14 protein-coding genes, 1 tRNA gene and 1 pseudogene are annotated in these 20096 nt (G+C 61.5%); 2 read left to right on the forward strand and 14 right to left on the reverse strand.

The window, feature by feature from the left end; all coding sequences use genetic code 11:
* Window positions 1-12 precede the first annotated feature (12 nt).
* From ACTPOE_RS16195 to ACTPOE_RS16220, 6 genes are all read right to left on the reverse strand, one after another.
* The gene (locus ACTPOE_RS16195; RefSeq protein ID WP_458873252.1) at window positions 13-2952 is read right to left on the reverse strand and encodes an anti-phage-associated DUF1156 domain-containing protein; all 2940 of its coding nucleotides are present in this window, start codon (window positions 2950-2952) and stop codon (window positions 13-15) included.
* Between the two features lie 10 nt (window positions 2953-2962).
* Window positions 2963-4885 (reverse strand): ATP-binding protein, encoded by a 1923-nt coding sequence (locus tag ACTPOE_RS16200; protein WP_458873253.1) that lies wholly within the window; start codon window positions 4883-4885, stop codon window positions 2963-2965.
* Complete coding sequence (locus ACTPOE_RS16205; RefSeq protein ID WP_458873254.1) at window positions 4885-5508, reverse strand: anti-phage-associated DUF3780 domain-containing protein; 624 nt, start codon at window positions 5506-5508, stop codon at window positions 4885-4887. The genes ACTPOE_RS16200 and ACTPOE_RS16205 overlap by 1 nt, the downstream gene beginning before the upstream one ends.
* Before the next feature lie 2 nt (window positions 5509-5510).
* Window positions 5511-8636 (reverse strand): anti-phage-associated DUF499 domain-containing protein, encoded by a 3126-nt coding sequence (locus ACTPOE_RS16210; RefSeq protein ID WP_458873255.1) that lies wholly within the window; start codon window positions 8634-8636, stop codon window positions 5511-5513.
* Window positions 8633-8830: a type II toxin-antitoxin system antitoxin gene (locus tag ACTPOE_RS16215; protein WP_458873256.1), complete on the reverse strand. Its 198-nt coding sequence runs from the start codon at window positions 8828-8830 to the stop codon at window positions 8633-8635. Before ACTPOE_RS16215 ends, ACTPOE_RS16210 begins: the two co-directional genes overlap by 4 nt.
* A gap of 122 nt (window positions 8831-8952) precedes the next feature.
* A complete protein-coding gene (locus tag ACTPOE_RS16220) occupies window positions 8953-9189 on the reverse strand; it encodes a YdaS family helix-turn-helix protein (RefSeq protein WP_458873257.1) in 237 nt (78 codons plus the stop codon).
* A gap of 892 nt (window positions 9190-10081) precedes the next feature.
* On the opposite strand from ACTPOE_RS16220, the gene ACTPOE_RS16225 reads away from it, so the two are divergent.
* The gene (locus ACTPOE_RS16225; protein ID WP_458873258.1) at window positions 10082-10312 is read left to right on the forward strand and encodes a helix-turn-helix transcriptional regulator; all 231 of its coding nucleotides are present in this window, start codon (window positions 10082-10084) and stop codon (window positions 10310-10312) included.
* Window positions 10313-10328: 16 nt separating this feature from the next.
* On the opposite strand, the gene ACTPOE_RS16230 is transcribed toward ACTPOE_RS16225, so the two are convergent.
* The 4 genes from ACTPOE_RS16230 to tpiA all read right to left on the reverse strand — a co-directional run bounded on the left by ACTPOE_RS16230 (window position 10329) and on the right by tpiA (window position 13219).
* On the reverse strand, window positions 10329-11594 hold the full coding sequence (locus ACTPOE_RS16230) for a tyrosine-type recombinase/integrase (RefSeq protein WP_458873259.1): 1266 nt from the start codon (window positions 11592-11594) through the stop codon (window positions 10329-10331).
* A gap of 186 nt (window positions 11595-11780) precedes the next feature.
* Window positions 11781-11865 (reverse strand) — tRNA-Leu (locus tag ACTPOE_RS16235).
* A 92-nt stretch (window positions 11866-11957) separates the two neighbouring features.
* Window positions 11958-12434 (reverse strand): preprotein translocase subunit SecG, encoded by a 477-nt coding sequence (gene secG / locus ACTPOE_RS16240; protein ID WP_458873260.1) that lies wholly within the window; start codon window positions 12432-12434, stop codon window positions 11958-11960.
* A 35-nt stretch (window positions 12435-12469) separates the two neighbouring features.
* Complete coding sequence (gene tpiA, locus ACTPOE_RS16245) at window positions 12470-13219, reverse strand: triose-phosphate isomerase (RefSeq protein WP_458873261.1); 750 nt, start codon at window positions 13217-13219, stop codon at window positions 12470-12472.
* Window positions 13220-13555: 336 nt separating this feature from the next.
* Between tpiA and ACTPOE_RS16250 the strand changes: the two genes are divergently transcribed.
* Window positions 13556-14101, forward strand: a complete 546-nt coding sequence (locus ACTPOE_RS16250; RefSeq protein ID WP_458873262.1) for a cytochrome b — start codon at window positions 13556-13558, stop codon at window positions 14099-14101.
* A gap of 79 nt (window positions 14102-14180) precedes the next feature.
* On the opposite strand, the gene ACTPOE_RS16255 is transcribed toward ACTPOE_RS16250, so the two are convergent.
* The 4 genes and pseudogenes from ACTPOE_RS16255 to ACTPOE_RS16270 form a co-directional block, all read right to left on the reverse strand.
* Window positions 14181-15389, reverse strand: a complete 1209-nt coding sequence (locus tag ACTPOE_RS16255; RefSeq protein ID WP_458873263.1) for an EAL domain-containing protein — start codon at window positions 15387-15389, stop codon at window positions 14181-14183.
* Window positions 15390-15537: 148 nt separating this feature from the next.
* The gene (locus tag ACTPOE_RS16260) at window positions 15538-16062 is read right to left on the reverse strand and encodes a SecDF P1 head subdomain-containing protein (RefSeq protein WP_458873264.1); all 525 of its coding nucleotides are present in this window, start codon (window positions 16060-16062) and stop codon (window positions 15538-15540) included.
* 14 nt (window positions 16063-16076) lie between these two features.
* Complete coding sequence (locus ACTPOE_RS16265; protein ID WP_458873265.1) at window positions 16077-16853, reverse strand: outer membrane protein assembly factor BamE; 777 nt, start codon at window positions 16851-16853, stop codon at window positions 16077-16079.
* A 65-nt stretch (window positions 16854-16918) separates the two neighbouring features.
* A pseudogene (locus ACTPOE_RS16270) lies at window positions 16919-19990 on the reverse strand (YadA-like family protein); the annotation flags it as partial.
* Window positions 19991-20096 lie beyond the last annotated feature (106 nt).

Consider the following 20096-nt stretch of genomic DNA (forward strand, 5'->3'; position numbering starts at 1 on the left):
TATATCCAACGCTCAATCACCCAGCCGCAAGTTCTTCAGGCGTGCCCCCAGCACCTCGGCCGCACTGCGCACCTCCGGTTCCTGAGTGGTCTGCTCGATGAAAGCCAATAACTCAACCAGGTGTGGTCGGATCTCCAGAAAGTCGGCCATCTCAGCACGCAGCTGATCGACGACGATCTGCGCCTCGGTGTCCTTCAGCATCTGCTGCAGGCCGATGATGAGCTGCCCCAGATGCGTTGCACCCAATTCAGTGGCGTCGCTCAGGTCGCGCGAAGCGAATTCCGTCACTCGCTTCAGACGGGCGCTGTTGGGCTTCATGCTGCCCATCACGCGGGCATAGTCATCCACCCGAAATGCCTTGGCAAAATTCTGGTAGTTGTCCAGCTTGGCAGCCCCTGCTGTCTCCATGTCCATCATGCGCAGCATGAAACGCTCGATACCGGTCAGCCGCTGCCAGGCATCCGAGGCCAGGCCCTCTGGGACCAATAAATTGGAGGCTGTCTCTGCCGCCTGTTGCACGATTTCATCAACCACTGTCACTTCACCCTTTGCGCGTGGGCGCAAGGCAAAGGTCGTGACATCCTCGTCACCAATTTTGGTGTAAACCGTCAAGACCTTCAGAGCAGCTGCGTAACCCGCCATTTGCAGATCAGAATCATTGAACACGGGCTCATCGTGCTGATCCCGAACAGAGTCATTCAGGTGCAGCATGGTTTCGATCTGCTTTTCGACTTCTTTACGTACGGCGGGCAACAGGCGCTGCTTGAAACCAACACGCTCACCTGCAGGGCGCTTTTTGAGCATCAGGGTGACCGTGCCTTGAACGTAGCCACCTTTCTTGAGTTCCGAGGTGGTTTCAGTCGCGATATACCAGGCAGCCACCACTTGCAGCCCCGCAGCCCAGAAGATGCCGATCAGGTCGCCCCAGACAGTGGTGTTCTGATGCGTGAACATCACGCACTGCATGCCGTTGTCGGGCATATGCTCGGCCATCGCCTTGTAGGCAGCGACCATGCCGCGCCTGAAATCCTCGCCCGAACCCTTGACCGCCAGCGCACGGCGCGAATCCCACACCCAATCGTCGAAGGGTGCAGGCGGGTTCTTGCGGAGCCAGGCGATGAAGAATTCGGTGATTTCGTCGTAATTCACCGCATCGGCGTATGGCGGGTCGGTGATCCAGAGCTCCGAACGCTCAATGAGCTTGTCCGCAGGGGTTGCGCTCAAAGTGAGCGATTGTCGGACAGGTGACTGTTTGGTATCAAGCTGGATGTAATCGATGAGATCAACGAGACCACGCGAACCCCAATTGTACAACGTGTTCAGTGCTTGATTAGAAAAGACATTCTGTAGCCCGCCCTTGCGTCCATCGTTGTGCCACGCGCACAGCTTGGACTGCAGGTTCAAGATGCCAAGGCTAGCCAGCCACGTATTTGTCATTTGCCCGTGTCGCAAAATGCATTGCAGCATCTGGATTTGCCGTGCATTAAACAGATGATGCCAGTGCGTCCATCCACGCTCTCGGATCGGCTGATCGGTGTTGTACCCGGACTCAATAGCCATGTCCGAAACAAACCCCTCTTTTTGCCAAAGGCTCAGATTCTCGGCAACAAGATCTTCTACATTCTGTTCGCGCTCAAGATCAGCCAGTGTCGGCGCGGCAAAGAACGTTTCCAAGCGCGGATTGCCGATGCTTTCTTTAGTAATCCAGTGAATGCAATAGAGCCGCTCATGAAAGATGTCGTCCATGCGCGGCTGGAAATCACTCTTCTCCCACAGACGCAGCTTGTTGGCCGTTGTGCCGTCTTGAAGACGGTAGTCACCCCGGAGGGTTTTGATTGAGGTACGGTAGGTTTTGTCGTCAAGCGTGTAGACAAGTGACTCACCTTGCACGGTACCAATCTCTGCAAGAGCAACTTCCTTGCTCGATGCCCCCGACTTGATCTGGATATCGAAACGCTGCTCCTTGTAGTTCGGAACCAAGACAGCAATCACTCCTTTGAAGCGCGAAATGACCCAGTTCGGTGCCATGGGCACGAGCCACCCCGTCTCCGGGCAACGTGTTTCCAGGCAATAGAGGTAGGCCTTTGCACGGTTGCCACGTTCATCGTGTTCGATACCAAGCTTGGTGATCTCGGCATCCACCGCTTGCGCCACTTTGCTCTGGGCCAGGTCAATCTGAGCGCGCTGAGCAGCGCTGGTTCCGATGACGTTGAAAGCGCCCCACGTGAGCATGCAGGCCACGGGATTGAGATCGGAGGCATAGGTGTCGCAGCCGATGCGTGCGGCCTCAAAGGGGATGGAGCCGCCGCCGCTGAAGGTGTCACCCACGCGCGGGCGATGGCCGTACCTGAGGATGCCGAGTTGCTCGACCAGTTCATCGAATGAGCTGACATTCAACCCGATATGGGCGTAATGGCGATTGATCTCGGCCCACACAGGAGCATAGAGCCAATCTTGATCCACTTCTTCCGGCCGCTTGCCAATGCCCGCCTTTTCTTCGTAGCTCGACAGTGTGGCCAGTGCCTGCCGATACAGCGCCAGCTTGTCATCTTCGGTGACGTCGCGCCGCCAGCCGCGTGCGCCGAAGTAACGTTCCGGGTCGGCGATCGGGATCATCTCCTGCAGCTTAGTCACCGAGAAGGCATTGGCCGCCAAAGCACGACGCACCAAGCCCTCGTCGTCGAAAGCCATTATCCTTTCGAAGATGGCGAGATCGGCCTGGGCGTCTTCAGTGGTCGGCAACAGGCTAGCCAACACGATGGCACGCACCAGAATCAAAGGCTTCCGGCCTTTCCAAAATGAACCCAGCCCAGTCAGCGTTTGAGCACGCCCAGACATCCGTTCCTTCTGCGCCTCAAACGACACCTTCTGCGCTGGAAACACCGTCTCGATTAAAGCAGGTGCATCTTTCAACGCAAAAGGAACCAGGGCGGGGGCTGTCTGTGCACTCATGGGGTCATCATCACTTTTGATGGACGGCCTGATAGGCCTGGTCCGGATCATTCGGTTTGTCAGGGCGGATCATCGCGATCTGACCACTGCTCAACAAAGGTTGCAGGTATTTCTGCCGTAAATACTCGGGATTGCGATCCAACAGCACGCCCAAGTCGCTCAGGGACCAGGTTTGATGGGTCAGCAACGCCAGCAATACATTTTTCACATCTGCCGGTGGGCTACGTTTGCCCAGACTGCCAATCTTCACCCCCAATGTCCCTGGCAACGCGGCCAGCAAAGCTTGGCGGGCCGTATCAGTGGCCGCATTCAGCTGGCCAGCTAAGGCATCAGGGTTCCTAGACAAGAGGGGCAGGTCCCTAGATAAGGAGCCCAAGTCCCTAGGTAACGGTGCTGTACCGCCAGGGACGCCATGCGGGGCCGTTGAGTCCTCTTGAGGCACATCACCCAACATCTCGGCGGTTGGCTGGTACCAAGTAGCCGATCCGCGCCCCTTTTGCTCCAGAAGCCCAGCATCCCGCAGTCGCTTGAGCGCCTGACTGGCGGTCAGCGTGTCCACCCGATTGAGCTCACGGTAGCTGGCATTGTCCAGGGCACCACTCTCACGCGCCACAATCAGCGCCCGCGCTTCATTGTCAGATAAATGCAGGCGTTTGAATCGAGCCAGCCAGGCCAGGTCGGCTTCCCCAAGAAAATGATGGAAGAAAAGCCGCAAGACGAATTGATCCTGCCCGCGATCGGACTCGAACAGCGGCGGAACCAGGCCCGCTTCCCGACACAAGTCGCGCATGACACGAATGCCACTGCCCTTGGTCTCGGCAAAGCCCGCGTCATACATGGCGGCGGCAATTTTCGGATTGCGCGGCACGGACCCAGGCTCCCCCAGATGCTCTGGGGCCTTCAGTGAGAAGCCTGGATTGCGGATCTCCAGGCGGTTGCTATAACGGATGATCTGCACAGGCGCGTGCGAGCGATAGCTGCGATGCACCAGGGCATTGACGACGGCTTCCCGAATGACACGATCCGGCATGAAGGGCCGGTCCTGCCTCTGAATCTCGCCTTCTGCCAAGCCAAAGGCCTTGGGCAGGTCGTCCATAATCGCGGCTTGGGCCCGGCGGACCAATCGGGGCAAGGAATCCCGCAATTCCAGGGTATCGAACCGATGGTCGGGGTCTGGCACCCATTCACGGCCCGGCACGCGAATGTAATCGACCCGCGTCATCGGAAACACGCTGCGCAACGTAACCTGCTTGCCGAACAAGATCAACCCGGCGACCGTCGGCTGCCAGGCCCCAGCACCATCACGACGCAGCGCCCCCAGTGACTGCAGCAGTTCATCGTCATTCCAATGCAGCTCTTCGGCAGTCGGGCTGATGCGCTCGCGGGCTGTGCGAAAAACCGTGATGGCCTCTGGTGCCAGATCCTCTACCATCACATCCGGGACGATACTGGCATCAAAGCTCTCGTGCTTACGGCCCTCAAAAAAGAGGGCCAGGTCATCCTCTGTGCAGCGCTGGTCTGTACTGCCAATCCGCCGGAAGGCCCCCTTGGGCAAACCTTGCGCCTTGAAATAAACGGGCTTGTCCGACGGGCTGATCTCGGGCACAAACACCGCCAGGACGGTCTTGCCGTCTAGGATCTCTGGGCGAATATCCAGGCGAATCGCGGTATTGAAAACGGTACGGGCTTGCGTGGCCAGGTCACTGGCCTGCTGGTCCGGGTTGGATATCCCTCTGACCCGATAGGCTGGCAAGCGTTTCGATTCATCTTGCTCGACCCCCAACAGCAGCCAGCCCCCGCCCAAGCCTGGCTCATTGGCGAAAGCGCATACGGTCTCCAGCACCGACGTGCCGATCTTGGTAGCGGTCTTGGCTTCGACGCGCTCCGACTCATCCAGCAGCTGAAGCTGATCAAAAAGGCTTTGTGCATCCATCAGACATCCTCGCCGAACAGCCCCAGGCTGGACTGTACTGAATCCGTCTGACTGCTGCTGCTCTTGCGGGCTCTGGGGGCTAACAGCTCGCTTTGCGCTACATCGCCCAAGGCATGCTTCAAGGCGGCACGCCAGCCTCTGTCCGCATCGGCCAAACCGCCGGTACTCATGGCGGTCATGCCAAACAGCCACCAACGCTCTTCGGGACGCAGGGCCAACCAGTTGCGCACCGCCACGGGGATCTTGTCCGGGTCCATCTGCTCGACAGCCCAAGCCAGAACGCAGAGTTCCTTGCCCAGCAGACGATCCACCGGGTTATCACCCACCCGCCAGGTGACCGTTTTCAGGCCATGGGCGGCCAGGCGGGCGTTAAAGGCCCGCTGCACCTCGGCACGGATCGCCGTCCAGCGGGGGCGATCCAGCAATACCCGGTCGATGACCGCTGCATCCTGACTGGCTGCCTGCAACCCCAGGTGTTCGCTGATTTGCACCTTGGCGGAATTGGCCTTGGGGATGACCACCCTGAAGTGATGAGGGTCCGATGTGGCAGGCACACCAAAGCCCAGCGTGTGCGGGATGGGCTCACGCGCCTGGGGTTTGGTCTTGCCTGCAGGCTTTACCACGATCACTGCTCCTGACTGACATCACCCGGCTTCAGTTCAACCCCAGCCAGGCGCGCGAACTCTTTCAGGTCAAAGCCCGTATCGAACTGAATGCCGTCGGCAACCATCACGTTGACCAGGGCATCCGGTTCACCCAAGAGTTCGCGCAGCTTATTGACCACGCCCTCGATGATGGCGGCCGTGACTTCACGTTCTTGAAAGCGGATGCTGACCGTGTTCTCGCCCTCACCAATTTCAACGCGCACGCCCTTGAAGCGGGCACCGGATTGATCGCGAAAGCGGTTGATGACACCAAAGACACGTTCGGTCGTATCCAATGAAATACGTTTGCCCTGCAGGCGGGCGGGTGCGGTATCCACAACCTGGACCGTCTTGTCACCACTGGCGGGGATCGGAAAATCGGCTGTCTTGTTGGCCTCACCTGCCTGTGCAAACACCAGCAGACGGCAACTGGCCGAGCCAATCTCGAACGGTGCTTCATAGCGGATGCCGTCCTTGGGATTGGATCCGTCCAGGGTGTAAAAAATCTCTGCATGGGGCGTCACCGCCAAGGTCACCTTGCGCTTATCCGCAATGGGTTCGACCTGGTGGCGGATCTTCAGGTCAGCCAGCCAACGTGTGGCGGGACCACTCTCGTACTGCCCCGTCGGCTCACGTACGACAAAGTACACGGTGCCTTCACCCGTGCTGAAATTATCCAGATCATCCACCCGCTGATCCTGCTCGGACACGTCGGGGCGCGTAGACCAATAGACGGCAGGGCTGCCCCCTGCATGACGCGGGGTCAGGGACAGAACGGTTTCACCTGTCTCCTGCCGGACATTGATCACCGACACGTTAACGGTGGCCTTGTCTTTGGGGAACGGCCCCTTCTCAACATAGCCATCCTCACCCAAACGCCAACGGCCTTGTTTCAGCGCCTCGGCCTTGAGCGCATCCAGGCCACCGGCCCCCGGCATCCAGGGCCAGATGGGCGAGCATTTGGCACGCGCGGCCACGTCCTTCCAGGGGGTACGCCGATTATCCCTGCCCGAGGGCCACAGGTAGGTCTCTGCCAAGGCAAAACACTCATCAAAATTGTCTCTGCCCAGCGCGGCAATCAGTTTATAGTCGGCCCGTGGGCTGGCCAGCAGCGCTTCAATCTGCGCCTCAGCAGACTGGTCCCCCTGCCCCAGCTTGAGTCCCTGATCGATGCTGACCTTGCCCAGCACGTCGCGCCCGTCAGTCGCGTCATTCATGGGCACATACAGGCAGTTGTAGGCGGCGGACAGGGCCTTGCCAAAGCGGCCTTCAGCTTCTTCCAGGCGGTCACGCGCTTCTTCGTACAGGGTATCGCCGGATTTCAAGCGTTTGGAAATCTGTTCGATCGCATACAGTTCGCGCAGCCGTTCCTCTACAGCATCCGCCATCAGGCTGTCCTGCCCAGTCAGGACCAGCAGATTGTTTTTTTCCTGTTGATAATCAAAGAAATTCTGCAGCTCGCTGGGAGGCACCTTGCCATCAGGCTTGACGACAATCAGCGTGCGCGGGCCGCCCAGCCGCAAATCTTCAAACCGTGGCAAGACCTGTACATCCTGATAGGCGATGCGGCTATTGGGTGACAGCACCCCGGTCAGGCGATTGATCAGCGCCTGATCCACCTTGGGCTGGGGAACTTCTTTAGCGTTGCGTTCGATCTGCCGTGAAAGATTCTCCGTTTCCTTGATGAAGAAACGCTGCTCTTCACGGTGCAGGTACCATGCAGATTCACGTAGCCGCTGCAAAGCTTGCAGGAACTCGTCAGGTTTGCGCTGCGGGGCCGCCAGGAATTCGATCAGCTCGCTTTCCGACAGGCCAATACGCCCACCCACGGCACGCGACAGGCTGGATGACAACAGAATCGTCATCAGCTGCTGTGCGGCGTCGCTAGCCAACTCCAGATCAATACGTTCCGCAATGGCGTTGCTTGCATCAGCAATGTCACGTGTCACCGCCGGCATCAGCTTGGGCGCGATGCGTTCGATCTCGTCCTTGACCTGGTCGTCATTCAGGTTCAGGTGCTGGGTACCGATCAGGAAAACATCATCGGCCGCACGTTCATCCACGCTTTTCAGCAGGCGGGCGGTGAACTGCATCAGCCCCCGTGTCTGACGGAACCCTTCGTTTTCCTTGAACAGCGCCACCAGGTGCTTGAATGAGGGGTGAAAGGGATAGGTTTCCCTGACTTGCTCGGCGATCTGTTCGATGCTGCTGGCAATGATGTAGCCACCGTCCTCTGCTTTCTTGATCTGCTGCGCGTACTCCTCAGCCACTTCAGAAATAGACCGTTCATCCGGCAGCTCGTCGATCAGGCGTTTTTTCAGGATCTCGTAGATTTCATTGCCTGCCAGCTGCACCGGTGTGATCGTCATCGCCTGACGACGGGTTTCCTGCTGCAGATTCGAGATCGCATCCGTCAACGCCTTGGTCTGAGACTTGTAGCTGCCCGACAGGTTGGCAATCACAATGGCACAGTTCGGCAGTTCTAGCGCCGCACTCATCAAGCTGGACAGGCTGTAGACCACCATATTGGCCAGCGTGCCATCCCCCAGCTTGTGCGTACTGGCGTTGTCCAGATAAGGGGGTAGTTCATCCAACAGAATCAGGGTGGGCTGATCGCCGATAATCGCCTTCCACTGGCGCTGATCCACCGCCTTGGGGCCATTGACCCAATAGGGCCGGATGGCTTCTGCCTCGCCCAGTTGGGTGGCGATGTCACCCCAGACGTAATTATCCGGATTATTACGGCCATTGAAGGCGGCAATGCGTGCTTGGCCAAATTCAAGTCGTGAGGCCAGATCAGCGGGCAAGACTTCATTGCGGAGATGGGTATGTCGGGCCAACAACCCGAGGGCAATCATCATGTGCGTCTTACCGCCGCCCATGGCCTGAGTCAGTTCGAAGACCCCCTGGTCGGATTTCCCAGACAGACGCAGCAACCCTTCGCGGAACAGCTGTTCCATACCATGGGTGACAAAGTTGCGCGAGAAAAATTCGCGACCATCGCCTGCATCGTTGATGAGATCCGCGAGGTTTTCAATCGCCTGGCTCATCCGGTAATCACGAATGATGGGATTGAATCGGCAGGCCTGTTTGACTGTCCTGATCATGACTGCACTCCGTTGTTGTTCTTGACTTCTTCGGAGGGCGAGACCGGGATCCCCTTACGCTCGCAATAGTCGCGAATCAGGAACTCCACCATATTGGAAAGAGATCGGTGCTCTTGGTCTGCAGCCATACGCAGCCCGTTCTTGAGCCCAGGATCGACACGAAACGTGAGCGTAGCGGTCTTGGTATTGCTCATAGCCTCTCCGGCAACCACTGAAAATGTACTGCACTTTACAGTATTGGATCGGCTGTGACAATAAAATCACGTCGATGGCAAGCAGCCATCGATGACTACTTTCTGCTGAAAGGCCGCTTAGGTTAATCCTCCCCCCGCAACTCGGGCCAGATCTGCCACCAGTCATCGGGCCGCAGTTGTTTGCGGGTGACAGCCCCTCCTGTCAGCTCTTCGATCTCCACGCAGCGAATAATGGGCACCGGACGCGTCCCTGCTGCCCAGCTGCTGACCACCTGTACAGGCAACCCCAGCTTTTTGGCCAACGGGGTCATTCCGCCCATGACTTCACAGGCATCTCGAACAGGTTGAAAATCGGCCATATGCTTCCATAACCATACTAATAATATGGATTTTATAAGATAAATCCGTTATTTGGATGTGACGGGGGGTTGTTGTTTTGTGCTGTTTTGCAGCGCAAAGGTTCATCCATTACCGGCCAAATTGTAACGGCCAGTCAAAACACGGCGCTTATTGCATGAAACAAGCTGAACCGGCCTGAACCAAACATTTTTTCGACCCCCTAGGGGGATTGGCGATTTTATGCCCATCACCCGAACGTGGGGTAGTCACAGGCACAAACAATTTGTCCCGGCTCCGTATCTCCAGCTCGCGCAGGTATCCGCTAAGCTCAATCACCCTCAGTAGAACCTTGAATCGCTTAGAAAATCAATCAGCTGATTGCCTATTGACAGAACTTACCAACATGCTGACAATGGCATTAACTGCTTCAGGCAGACCAGCTCTTTAACAAGAAACAAGCGATGAATACTGCGCCCTGCCCGATCACGCGGCACGCGATTGCGCAGCAACCTGTAACGCATCGGGGTTGAAGCAAAACCGATGAAATCCGCCAATCGCAGCCAGCCCCTCGCGTGGGGCGTGGATGGCTGCGTGCGGCGGGGACTTCCCTGCGCGGAAGCGCCCGGAGCGCCAAACAGCGTCCACCCTCAAGGATGGCGACGTAATCCCTTGACGACAGCGGGAAAGACCGCAGTCCCCGGCATCCAGACGAACCGCCACTGGCGGGCCAGCGGCTGGCCCTGCCGGGGATGATCCAGGCACCCGACCCCCATCGCGGCATCTTGGCGGGTCGGCCCCAAGGGCTCCGGAGAGCCCGCTTTGGCAGGTGCCCCTCTGGGCATCTACCAAAGCAGAAATCTGTTTTTATCACCCAAGCCAGACTGTTTCACGGCTATCCAGAAGGATCGACTCATGACGATGGTAAGCACTTCCCCCACCTCGGCACCTCAACCTCTTCTCGGCAATGCCCTACTCTATCGGATCCATATCGCCGAGACCAAACTGGGCGTATCTCGGTCCACCATCTATCGGCTGGTCAACGAAGGCGAGCTGGAACTGGTCAAGATCAGCAAGCGTTCCAGCGGCATCACGGCGGCCAGCCTGCATGCGCTGATCGAGCGCAATAAAACCCTGGCCAGCTAGGCCGACCATCCAATTTCTACGCCCGCTTCATCTGCACGACATTGGCATATTCCGCCTGCTCGTGCAGAAAATCGGCCCAGGTCTGCATGACCACCCGGCGCTCATCTTCGAACCTGGCCCGATCATAGGCCGCCTGCACCTCGTCGGATTTGGCATGCGCCAACTGGGCCTCCAGCACATCAATATCCACCTTCAGGCGTTCACGCGCCACAGTGCGCAGCATGGCACGAAACCCATGGGTGGCGTGCTGCCCTTTGAATCCCATATCGCGCAGGGCCTTGCTCAGCGCATCCCGGTGCAAGTGCGGATTGCCGCGCTTGCCCACACCAGGAAACACGAAATCTCCACCGCCGTACTGCCGCATTTCCTGCAGCATGGCGACCGCCTGGCGCGGCAGGCTGACAACGTGCTCGATACGCGTTTTCATCTTGCTGGCCGGAATGAACCATTCCGCACGATCCAGGTCCATTTCCTCCCAACGGGCAGATGCCACGATCCCTGGACGGCTGGCCGTGTAGGCAGCCAGCAGCAGGCCACCGCGCACCACGCGCCCCTCGTAGGCCAGGATGGCGCGCATCAAGGGACCGATCTCCTGGACCTTGGTAATCGCCGGGATGTGGCTGCCTCGATGCCGCGGCAATACCCGATGCAGCCGCAGCACCTGGTCGTCACCCCGAATACCACGGACGATGCAATATTCGATGATTCCGTTCAGACATTGTCGCGCCTTGATGGCGATGGACGGCGTGTCATGTGCCAGGCGGATCAATACCGGCACCACGTCCTTGCTGGCCAGGGTCCGCATATCCGCATGCCCCAGTTCCGGCTGCAGACGCCTTTGAACGATGAAATTTGATTTGTCATAGGTGGCCGGTGCCCATCCAGGCTTGCGATCTTCCAGCCAGGCGTCGGACACCACGGTAAAGGAATATTTTCTGGCTTCCTCTGCTGCCTGCTGCGCGGCGATCTGCTCCGCAGTCTGAGACGCCAGGGCAGCCCGCTGATGATCGTACAAACCTTCGGGCCTGTCACCCATGCGGACCTGCTGATGCAACGCCTCTGTGGCCTTGTGGGCGTCTGCCACGCCCATGTCGGGATAGATGCCGATGACCCGGTTGCCGCGCTTGCCTTCTGGCGTGCGAAATCGAACCAGCCACTGCTTGGTACCGGACGGCAACACAACAAGATGAAGGCCTTGTCCAGATGGCAAGCTATAGGCGGCATCTCGCGGCTTCGCCTTGCGGGCTGCCAGGTCAGATAATTGTTTGGCGATTTTGGGCATGTCGGGTCTTTAATTGGGCCATCCTTGGGTATGTGATTTTTAACATACCCAAACAGATACCCAAAAACATGGGATTGTCTGACCCGCCCTGATTCACCCAGACATGAAAAAACCCGCAAGAACCTAATGTTCATGCGGGTTTCCGGTACTTTCTGGGCTGTTCTGGAACAGCCTGATTTTTAACTGTGGTGCCGTCGGCGAGACTCGAACTCGCACAGCTTTCGCCACTACCCCCTCAAGATAGCGTGTCTACCAATTCCACCACGACGGCGTTTTGCCTTGCGGCAAAGACGGGCATTCTAGCATGAAAAAACGCACCGGCCCCGGTTGGCGAAGAGCTCGCCCGGACCGGCGAAAACCGCCTTATTTCTTCTCGACCGGGGCCGGCACGGACGGCACCGAGGCGTCGCCCGCCGAAGGCGCCGCGGGCACAGCCGCGGCCGGCGCGGAAGACGACTCGGCGCCCTTGGACGGGGCGGCGGGCACGGACGGGACGGCATTGCCGCCGCCCACGTCGGGGACGGCGGAGCCCGCCGGGGCGGCTTCCTTGGCCGGTGCCGTGAAGCCCTGCATGATGCCGGACTCGATGGGCGAGCCGGCGGGATGGTGGGCCACCCAGGCCAGGCCGCCGGTGGTGACGAAGAAGACGATGGCCGCCCACTTGGTGGCGCGCGACAGGAAGTTGGCCGCGCCGGCCGAGCCGAACACGCTGCCGGCGGATCCGCTGCCGAAGGCGGCGCCCATGTCGGCACCCTTGCCCTGCTGCAGAAGGACCAGCACGATGACCAGAATCGAGGAAATGACCTGCAGGGTCAGCAGGATCGAGGAAAGCCATTGCATGATGATAGAACTCCGGACCTTATGGGTATCTCGGATCAGGCGGCTGAGGCCGCGATGTCGAGGAATTCATCGGCGACGAGCGACGCGCCGCCCACCAGGGCGCCGTCGATGTCGGGTTGGGCGAACAGGGACGCCGCGTTGGCGGCCTTGACGCTGCCGCCGTAGAGGATGCGGGTCCGTCCGGCGCCGTGCCGCGCCAGAGCCGCGCGGATGAAGGCGTGCACGGCCTGGGCCTGTTCCGGCGTGGCGGTGCGGCCGGTACCGATGGCCCAGACGGGCTCATAGGCGATGACCATGCGCGCCAGGGCCTCGGCGCCCAGCGCCAGGACCGGGTCGAGCTGATCGCCGATGACGCATTCGACCTGGCCGGCGTCCCGGTCGGCCAGGGTCTCGCCCACACAGACGACCGGCGCCAGCCCCGCCGCCAACGCGGACGCGGCCTTGGCGGCTACCAAGGCGCTGGATTCGCCGTGCATGGCGCGGCGTTCGGAATGCCCGCACAGCGCCCAGTCGCAGCCGAAATCGGCCAGCATGACCGGGGCGACTTCGCCGGTATAGGCGCCCTGCGTGTGGACGCTGACGTCCTGGGCGCCCCAGGAAATCGGCGTGCCCGCCAGAGCGTCGCGCGCCTGCGCCAGGTAGGGGAACGGGACGCACACGGCCAGTCGGGTATCGCCGGCACGCGCCGCGCCCGCGACCAGGCCGTCGAGCAGCGCCGCATTGGCCGCGAGGCTGCCGTGCATCTTCCAATTGCCCATGACGAGGCGCTTGCGAGTGTGGCTCATTGGTGTCGTCGATCCAGTCAAACCGGGATGATTGCGGCGTGCGCCCGCTTTTTTCGGGGAAAAGCAGGCCAGGCCCCGCAAAGAGTAACCCTGAATTGTAGCGTGTTTGCGCGTACCGCGCCGACCCCGCTGCCCCCCCCCCCCGCTGGCCTGGCCGCTTCATCTTCGAGCCCGCTGCGAACGAGGCCGGCGCACTTCCCTCTCCTTCCTTCCGGGCAGATCATCACATCCTGTATCTTGTGCGTGCAAAATGCATTCCTATTCAGGCTATAGTCAGAACCGCCATTCCACCATTCCATCATCCGCCTGTATCGTCGAGACCAAGAGGAGGATCACATGCCTGCCACAACCACCGCCTGGAATCCGTCGCTCAAATTCCTGCACTGGGCATTGTTCATCGTCATCGCAGCGGCGGTGACCTGTGTGCTCATCGCCAGCGGCTACGAGCGCGGCGACCCTGCCAAGGGACAATTCATGTTCTTCCACAAGAGCTTCGGGGTGACGGCCCTGGCCTTGATGATCGCCTGGGTGGCCGCGCGATTGAGCAGCGGTCGACCGCAACCTGTCGGACAGGCGTGGCAATTGCGCCTGGCGACGGCGGTCCACTGGGCCATGGTCGTCCTGGTGCTCGCCCTGCCGATCGCCGGTCTGCTGATGTCGCAATTCGTCCAGCAATCCGTGAGCGTCTTCGGCCTGTTTTCCATCCCGGTCTGGCTGGACGAGGACAAGGCGATGGCCAAGGCCATCCACACGGTCCACGCGGGATTTGCCGGACCGATCCTGGTCGGCCTGGTCGCGCTGCACATCATAGGCGCCCTATGGCACCATTTCATCGACCACGATGGCACCCTGACACGGATGCTCCCCGGAAAAGACCGTTGACCGCGCGCCCGGCCGCTTCCCGGTTCCAGGGGCTGTCATATCAGCCCCGTTCATCACGAATACGCCACGCCCCTGGTGCTCAAGCGGCACCGTCGCTGGCGCGCGGATTCGTCAAGTATTCCTTGAGGCGGTTCATCACCACGCACGGCTCCCCATGGTTCCAGTCAGGGCGCCGCTCCGGTTTCCCCAGGAAATAGCCCTGGACGGCATGGGCGCCAGCCTCTTGCGCCAGGCACAGGTCGGTCTGGTTTTCCACGCCCTCGATGACGATGCAGGGACTGCGGCTGGCGCAAGTCCGCACAATGTGCGTCAATGACGCCAGGCCGATCCGCCCCTGCCGTGCCTGTTCCAATAGCGAGCGGTCGATCTTGACCACGTCCGGCTGGACGCCGGCCAGGACCGGCAGCGCGGCAAATCCGCTGCCGACATCGTCCAGGACAATACGCACGCCGATGTCCTGAAGCTCATGCATCAGCCGCGAGACGGATTCCGGATGCGCGATGGGGCTGGTTTCCGTCAACTCGATGAACAGCCGGGACGCGACGCTCCGGCGACGGGACAGATACCGGATCAGTTCACGCCACCAGGCGTCGGGCCTCAGCGAAACGGCCGATACGTTGCAGCCCAGCCGCTGGGCGGGATGGGCTTCCAGCAGACTGATGACGGACCACAGGACGCTCCAATCCAGTCGCGCGACCAGGCCCTGGCGTTCCAGGGCTTCGATGGCCTCGGCGGGCGAGGCGGCCTCATCCGACCTCGTGCGCAGCAGCGCTTCGTGATACAGGCAGGCATCGCCATTTCGGGAGGGGAAGTGTTGAATCGGCTGGAACGCCAATTCCAGACGGCCGGAACGCAGATCGTCCAGCCAGGCGGTGCACAGGGCCGTCTCTTCGCACAGCGCCTGGCTGGACTGGAACGGTGAAAGGGTCGGGCGAACGGGATCGGAATCGTCTTGCGGCGTTTCATGCGAACCCAGACCGGACAGGGAAATCCGCAGCCGGAGATAGACGTGGCTCGCCCCGCAGCGGATCGGCGCTTCGCCCAGATCGGCGTGCAGCGACCGCCAGTATTGATCGACCAGCGTCGAGGAATATACGCTGAATGGCCAGATCCCGGCCAGATCGACTTCGAGGGCTTCGCCCGTGAGCAGGATGAATCGATGCGAAATATGCGTTGCGACCAGCCGGGCGCGCAACTCCTGCATGACTCGCCGGGACAGATCGCTGCCATGGCTCATCGACGGCCCAGCCAGATCACCGACCCGGATCAGCACCCGGGAGCCGGTCACGAACGAGGCTCCTGGCTGGGTGCGATATGGCGGACTGCCGGTTGCGGCATCTCCAAAAAAATTCCCTTTCACACAATGCCCCCGCCACGACAATCCACGATGCGCAGACCCGGATGACCATCCGGGCCGCGCGCTGGCCACAATCGGACTACTTGCGGCCCGCCGGACTACTCACCGAACCATTCACCTCATTGGCGATGAGCACGGCATTGCGTTCCGTATCGGTAGACATATTCATGACGCCTCCAGTCATCGGCCCGCCGATGCGCGGCGCGGCCACCAGATTGCCGTTCACCGTGATCAGCAGCCAGCGCCCGACATTGCGCTGCGTCAACCCGGCCAGCCGCTGCGCACCCTGCGGGCTGAATTCGAAGCGGACGAACGGCTGTCCCTGCTTGCTTTTCATAGGCACGGCCCGCACCAGATCGCTGCCCGTCATGACGGGAGACGGCAGATAGTGCAGCGTCTGGTTACCCACCTGCAGCGGGCGCAGGCCGTTCGCCGGCTGGGACTGCGCCAGACGGAATTCCACCCCGGCGGATCGCGGCTGGGACGCCGCGGCCGGCTGGGCCGCGGTCGTCTGGGCCGTGGCGGATGTCCGCCCCTTGGATGGCATCTGCTGACACGCCGCCAGCAGCACCGCGCACAAAGAAACAACCAATACTCGCATCATCTTCACATCCTTTTTCAATGACCGTTCACTACGATTTCAACCCGCCGATCCGGCGCCAGACACGCAATCAATTGCTTGCGATCCGTGCCGCCGCATTGCGTCCCGGGCTGGCTCGCGCCCTTGCCGGCCGCCCGGACCTGGTTCGCGGCAAAGCCCGAGGCCAGCAATTCCCGGCGCACGGCCTCGGCGCGATGCCGGGACAGCGCCTGGTTGGCCTGCTCGCCCCCTATCCGGTCGGTGTATCCGAACACATCGAGCGTATCGATCCGGCGGTCGCGCAGAGACTGCGCCACGCGCCGCACTTCGGCAACGCCGGCCGACGTGAGCGCCGCGCTGCCGAATCCGAACAGCACGTCGCTCTTCATGGAGAACACCTCCGGCGCGGACTGCGCCGCATCCAGCATGCCGGCGCAGGACTCGGGCTTCCAATGGAAGCCGCGGGCCAGCATGTCCTTGTCGAACAGGACCTTGTACTGGCACGTCCGCTCTCCCTGGGGCGTATGGAAATGGAACAGATAGTCCCACTCCCGCACGCCGAACAGTCCTTCCGCGAAATGCGGCCTGCCCAGCAGGTTGTAGAGCTGGTCCTTGCTCATGCCGGCCTGCACCTGGCGCAGATTGTCCAGATTGGGCCAGGACCCGCCCCTGAAGGTGACCGAGCCCGGATCGGGAAATACCGGCTTGTCGGTCGAACCCGCCGAACTCACCTTGCTCAGGTTGCCGCAACCCGCCAGCAGCGTCGCCAGCAACGTCGCCCCAAGGGTGACCCGCAGGCCACGGGAAAACTTCATATGCATATTGTGGTTTAGCATTCGCTTGATTCCTGTTGTCGGCCCGGTCGTACCGCGCCTGCGCCTTACCATTGGTACCCCACGCCGACCGCCGCGCCGTAATCCCCTCTGGACGAACTGTTGGCCGAACCCTTGACCACCCATTTGCCATTGTCGGAGACTGTCGACAGGCCCAGCGCCATGCCGCTCTCGCCGTTCCAGGTCGCCCCCGCCATGCTGAGCATGCTCTTGCCCGGCAGATAGGCCTGCGGCAGACCAGCCGTGGCCATGGCCGCAGCCACGCCCGCGCTCAGGTGGTTGTCCAAAGAGCGCATGTCACTCCTGACGCTGGCGATCTGGTTGCCGACACCCGCCTGGGCGGCATTCAGCTGGTCCACATTCACCGCATCGGTGCCGGCGGTGCCCGGGGCGACGTTGGTGATCTGCCGCTCCGCTCCCGGCGCCCCGACCGAGACGCTGTTGTCGCGGTTGGTCACCGAACCGGAACCCAGCGCCACCGCGCCGTCGTGGCTGGCCACGCTGTCGCGGCCCAGCGCCAGACTGTTGGTCGCGGACGCCTGGGCGTTGTAGCCCACCGCCGTCGCCGCCTGGCCCGAAGCATGCGCATCGTTGGGCGCCAGTCCGGTGTCGTTGGTGCGCACGTACTTCACACCCGCGCCGTTGTTGGTGATGTAGGTGACCGAGGTGTCGCCGGCGATCTGGTACAGCTGCGAGCCGTTGATCACGTCGGTGCTGTTCTCCGATACGTCGCCCTGATGCACATTCGTGATCGTGGTCCCGCCCGTCACGCCGCCATCGATCGACGTCGGGCCGCCCATCGTCACGCTGGTGTGCGTGGCGTCGTCGTACTGGACCGAGTTGTTCAGCTTCGTCTTGGTCTCGGCCGACAGGTCCACCGCGTAGTCGGTGACGTTGTTGGCGTCCTCCGCCCCCGGGGTCACGGTCAGCGCCGACGAACCGGCCGAGACCGTGGTGCCCTTGGCGTTGACCTTGTAGATCGCATGGCCATCGCTGCCGGCCGTCTTCTCCACCGTCACATTGTTGCCGGCCGTCACTTCCGTGGTCGCCGCCGCCGTTGCCGCAAAGAGCTGTGAGCCGTTGACCGCGTCCGTCGAGGTGGCGGAGAGCTCACCCTGATGCACGTTGGTGATCGTGGTGCCACCGGTCACGCCGCCGTCGGTCGACACCGGACTACTACCATCGCCCAGCGTCACGCTGTCGTAGTTGACCGTGCCATCCGGGTTCTTGTCGTACTTGACGTTGCCCGCATCGGCTGCCGCCATGTCGCTGGCCAGGGACTTCAATTGCGAGACGTTCACCGCATCGGTGTCGTCCGCGCCCGCCGCCACATTGGTCAAGCGACGCTCGCTGCCGGCCGTGCCGATGCTGACTTCGCCCACCGCCGTGGCGCCCGCCAGCGTGCCCGTGCCCGGGTTGTACGCGGCATTGGCCAGCTTGCTGCCGTCGGCCACGCTGTCACGGCCGATGGCCACGCTCTGCTCATGGCTGGCGGTCGCGTTGTAGCCCAGCGCGGTCGCGCCGGCCACGGTGGCGTGCGCATCGTCCTCCGGCAGACCGGTGTCGTTGGTGCGCACGTAGCGGATGCCACGGCCGTTGCTCGTGATATAGGTGTTCGACGTATCGCCGGCGATCTGGTACAGCTGCGCGCCGTTGATCGCGTCGGTCGAGGTGGCGTTGACGTCACCCTGATGCACGTTCGTGATCGTGGTGCCGCCGGTCACGCCGCCGTCGGTCGAGACCGGACTACTACCATCGCCCAGCGTCACGCTGTCGTAGTTCACCGTGCCGTCCGGGTTCTCGTCATACTGCACCGCGTGGTCGCCCAGATCCTCCAGCGCCAGGTTGGTGGCGTGGAGCTGCGAACCGTTGATCGCGTCGGTCGAGGTGTCCGAGACATTGCCCGCGGCCACGTTGATGATCTGGCGCTCCGCGCCCGCCGCGCCGACCGACACCACACCATTGGCCGCCGAGCCCTGGCCGGCGTAGGTGTAGGCCGTGCCGTTCAGGGTCACACCGGTTTCGGTGGTGGCCTCGCGGTCGGTGGAAAGATTGCCCAGCACCACGCTGTTGGCTTGGGTGGCGGTCACGCCGTTGCCGACCACGAAGGTGTCGACGGTAGTGACGCTGTTGCTGTTGCCCACGATGCGGCTGTTGTCGCCGGTCAGGGTATTGTCGTTACCGAATGCGCCGGCGTTGTTGGCACTGACGGTACCGTTGTTGTTGCCCACGGTATAGGTGCCGCTGCCGGTGATGATGGTCGGGTCGCCGATGGCGCCGGAGTTGTTGCCGCTGACCTTGTTGCCGGTGCCGATGCTGATCGACTGCGTGCCGGTGGCCTGCGCGCCGTCGCCCATGGCGATGGCCTGCGCCCCGCCAGCCTGCGCCGCGTTGCCGATGGCGATCGTCTTCGATGCCGAGGTTTTCGCGGTGTTGCCCATGGCGATGGAGGTGTCCGCCGCCGCCGTGGCCTGCGCCCTGTAGCCGAACGCGATCGCTTTCGCGGCATCGGCTTTCAACTGCTGCCCGATGGCGATGGAGTCGGCCCCCAATGCATCTGCGCCGGTGTTGAAGAAAGCACTGGGATCGCCGCTGATGGCGATAGAACCGATGCCCTTCGCCTGGGCGCCGCTGCCGAGCGCCGTTGCCATCTTATTCGCGTTGGTACCGTACCCTAGTGCGACGGCTTGTATATCCAGCGCCCGGGAGGCGTCGCCAATGGCGACTGAGGAAGCTCCCCCTGCCGAGGATGTGCGGCCAATAGCAATGGAGGCGTTCGCCCATGCATTCGCGCCAGCGCCAAGCGCCGTAGCGTTATCAGCAACCGCCGAGGAACTCGCCCCAACCACCACCGAGTTAGCCCCGGTGGCGGTGGTCGTCAGGGCATTATTGGCCCCGATGGCGATGGAGTTTTTGCCACTGGCGGTAGTATTTGGGCCGACAGCGACGGAATCCGCGCCGGTGGCAGCCGAATCCGGAGCAGCCGAAGTGGCGTGGAAATACTTGATGCCACCGCCGCCGGTCACGATGCTGTTGACCGCCTCGTTGGTGGCGTAGAGCTGCGAGCCGTTGACCGCGTCGGTCGAGTCGGCCGAGACTTTACCCGCGGCCACGTTGATGATCTGCCGCTCCTTGCCTGCGTCGCCGACCGACACCACGCCGTTGGCCGGCGAGCCCTGGCCGGCGAAGGTGTAGGCCGTGCCGCGCAGGGTCACGCCGGTTTCG

The sequence above is a fragment of the Castellaniella sp. WN genome, from assembly GCF_054457555.1.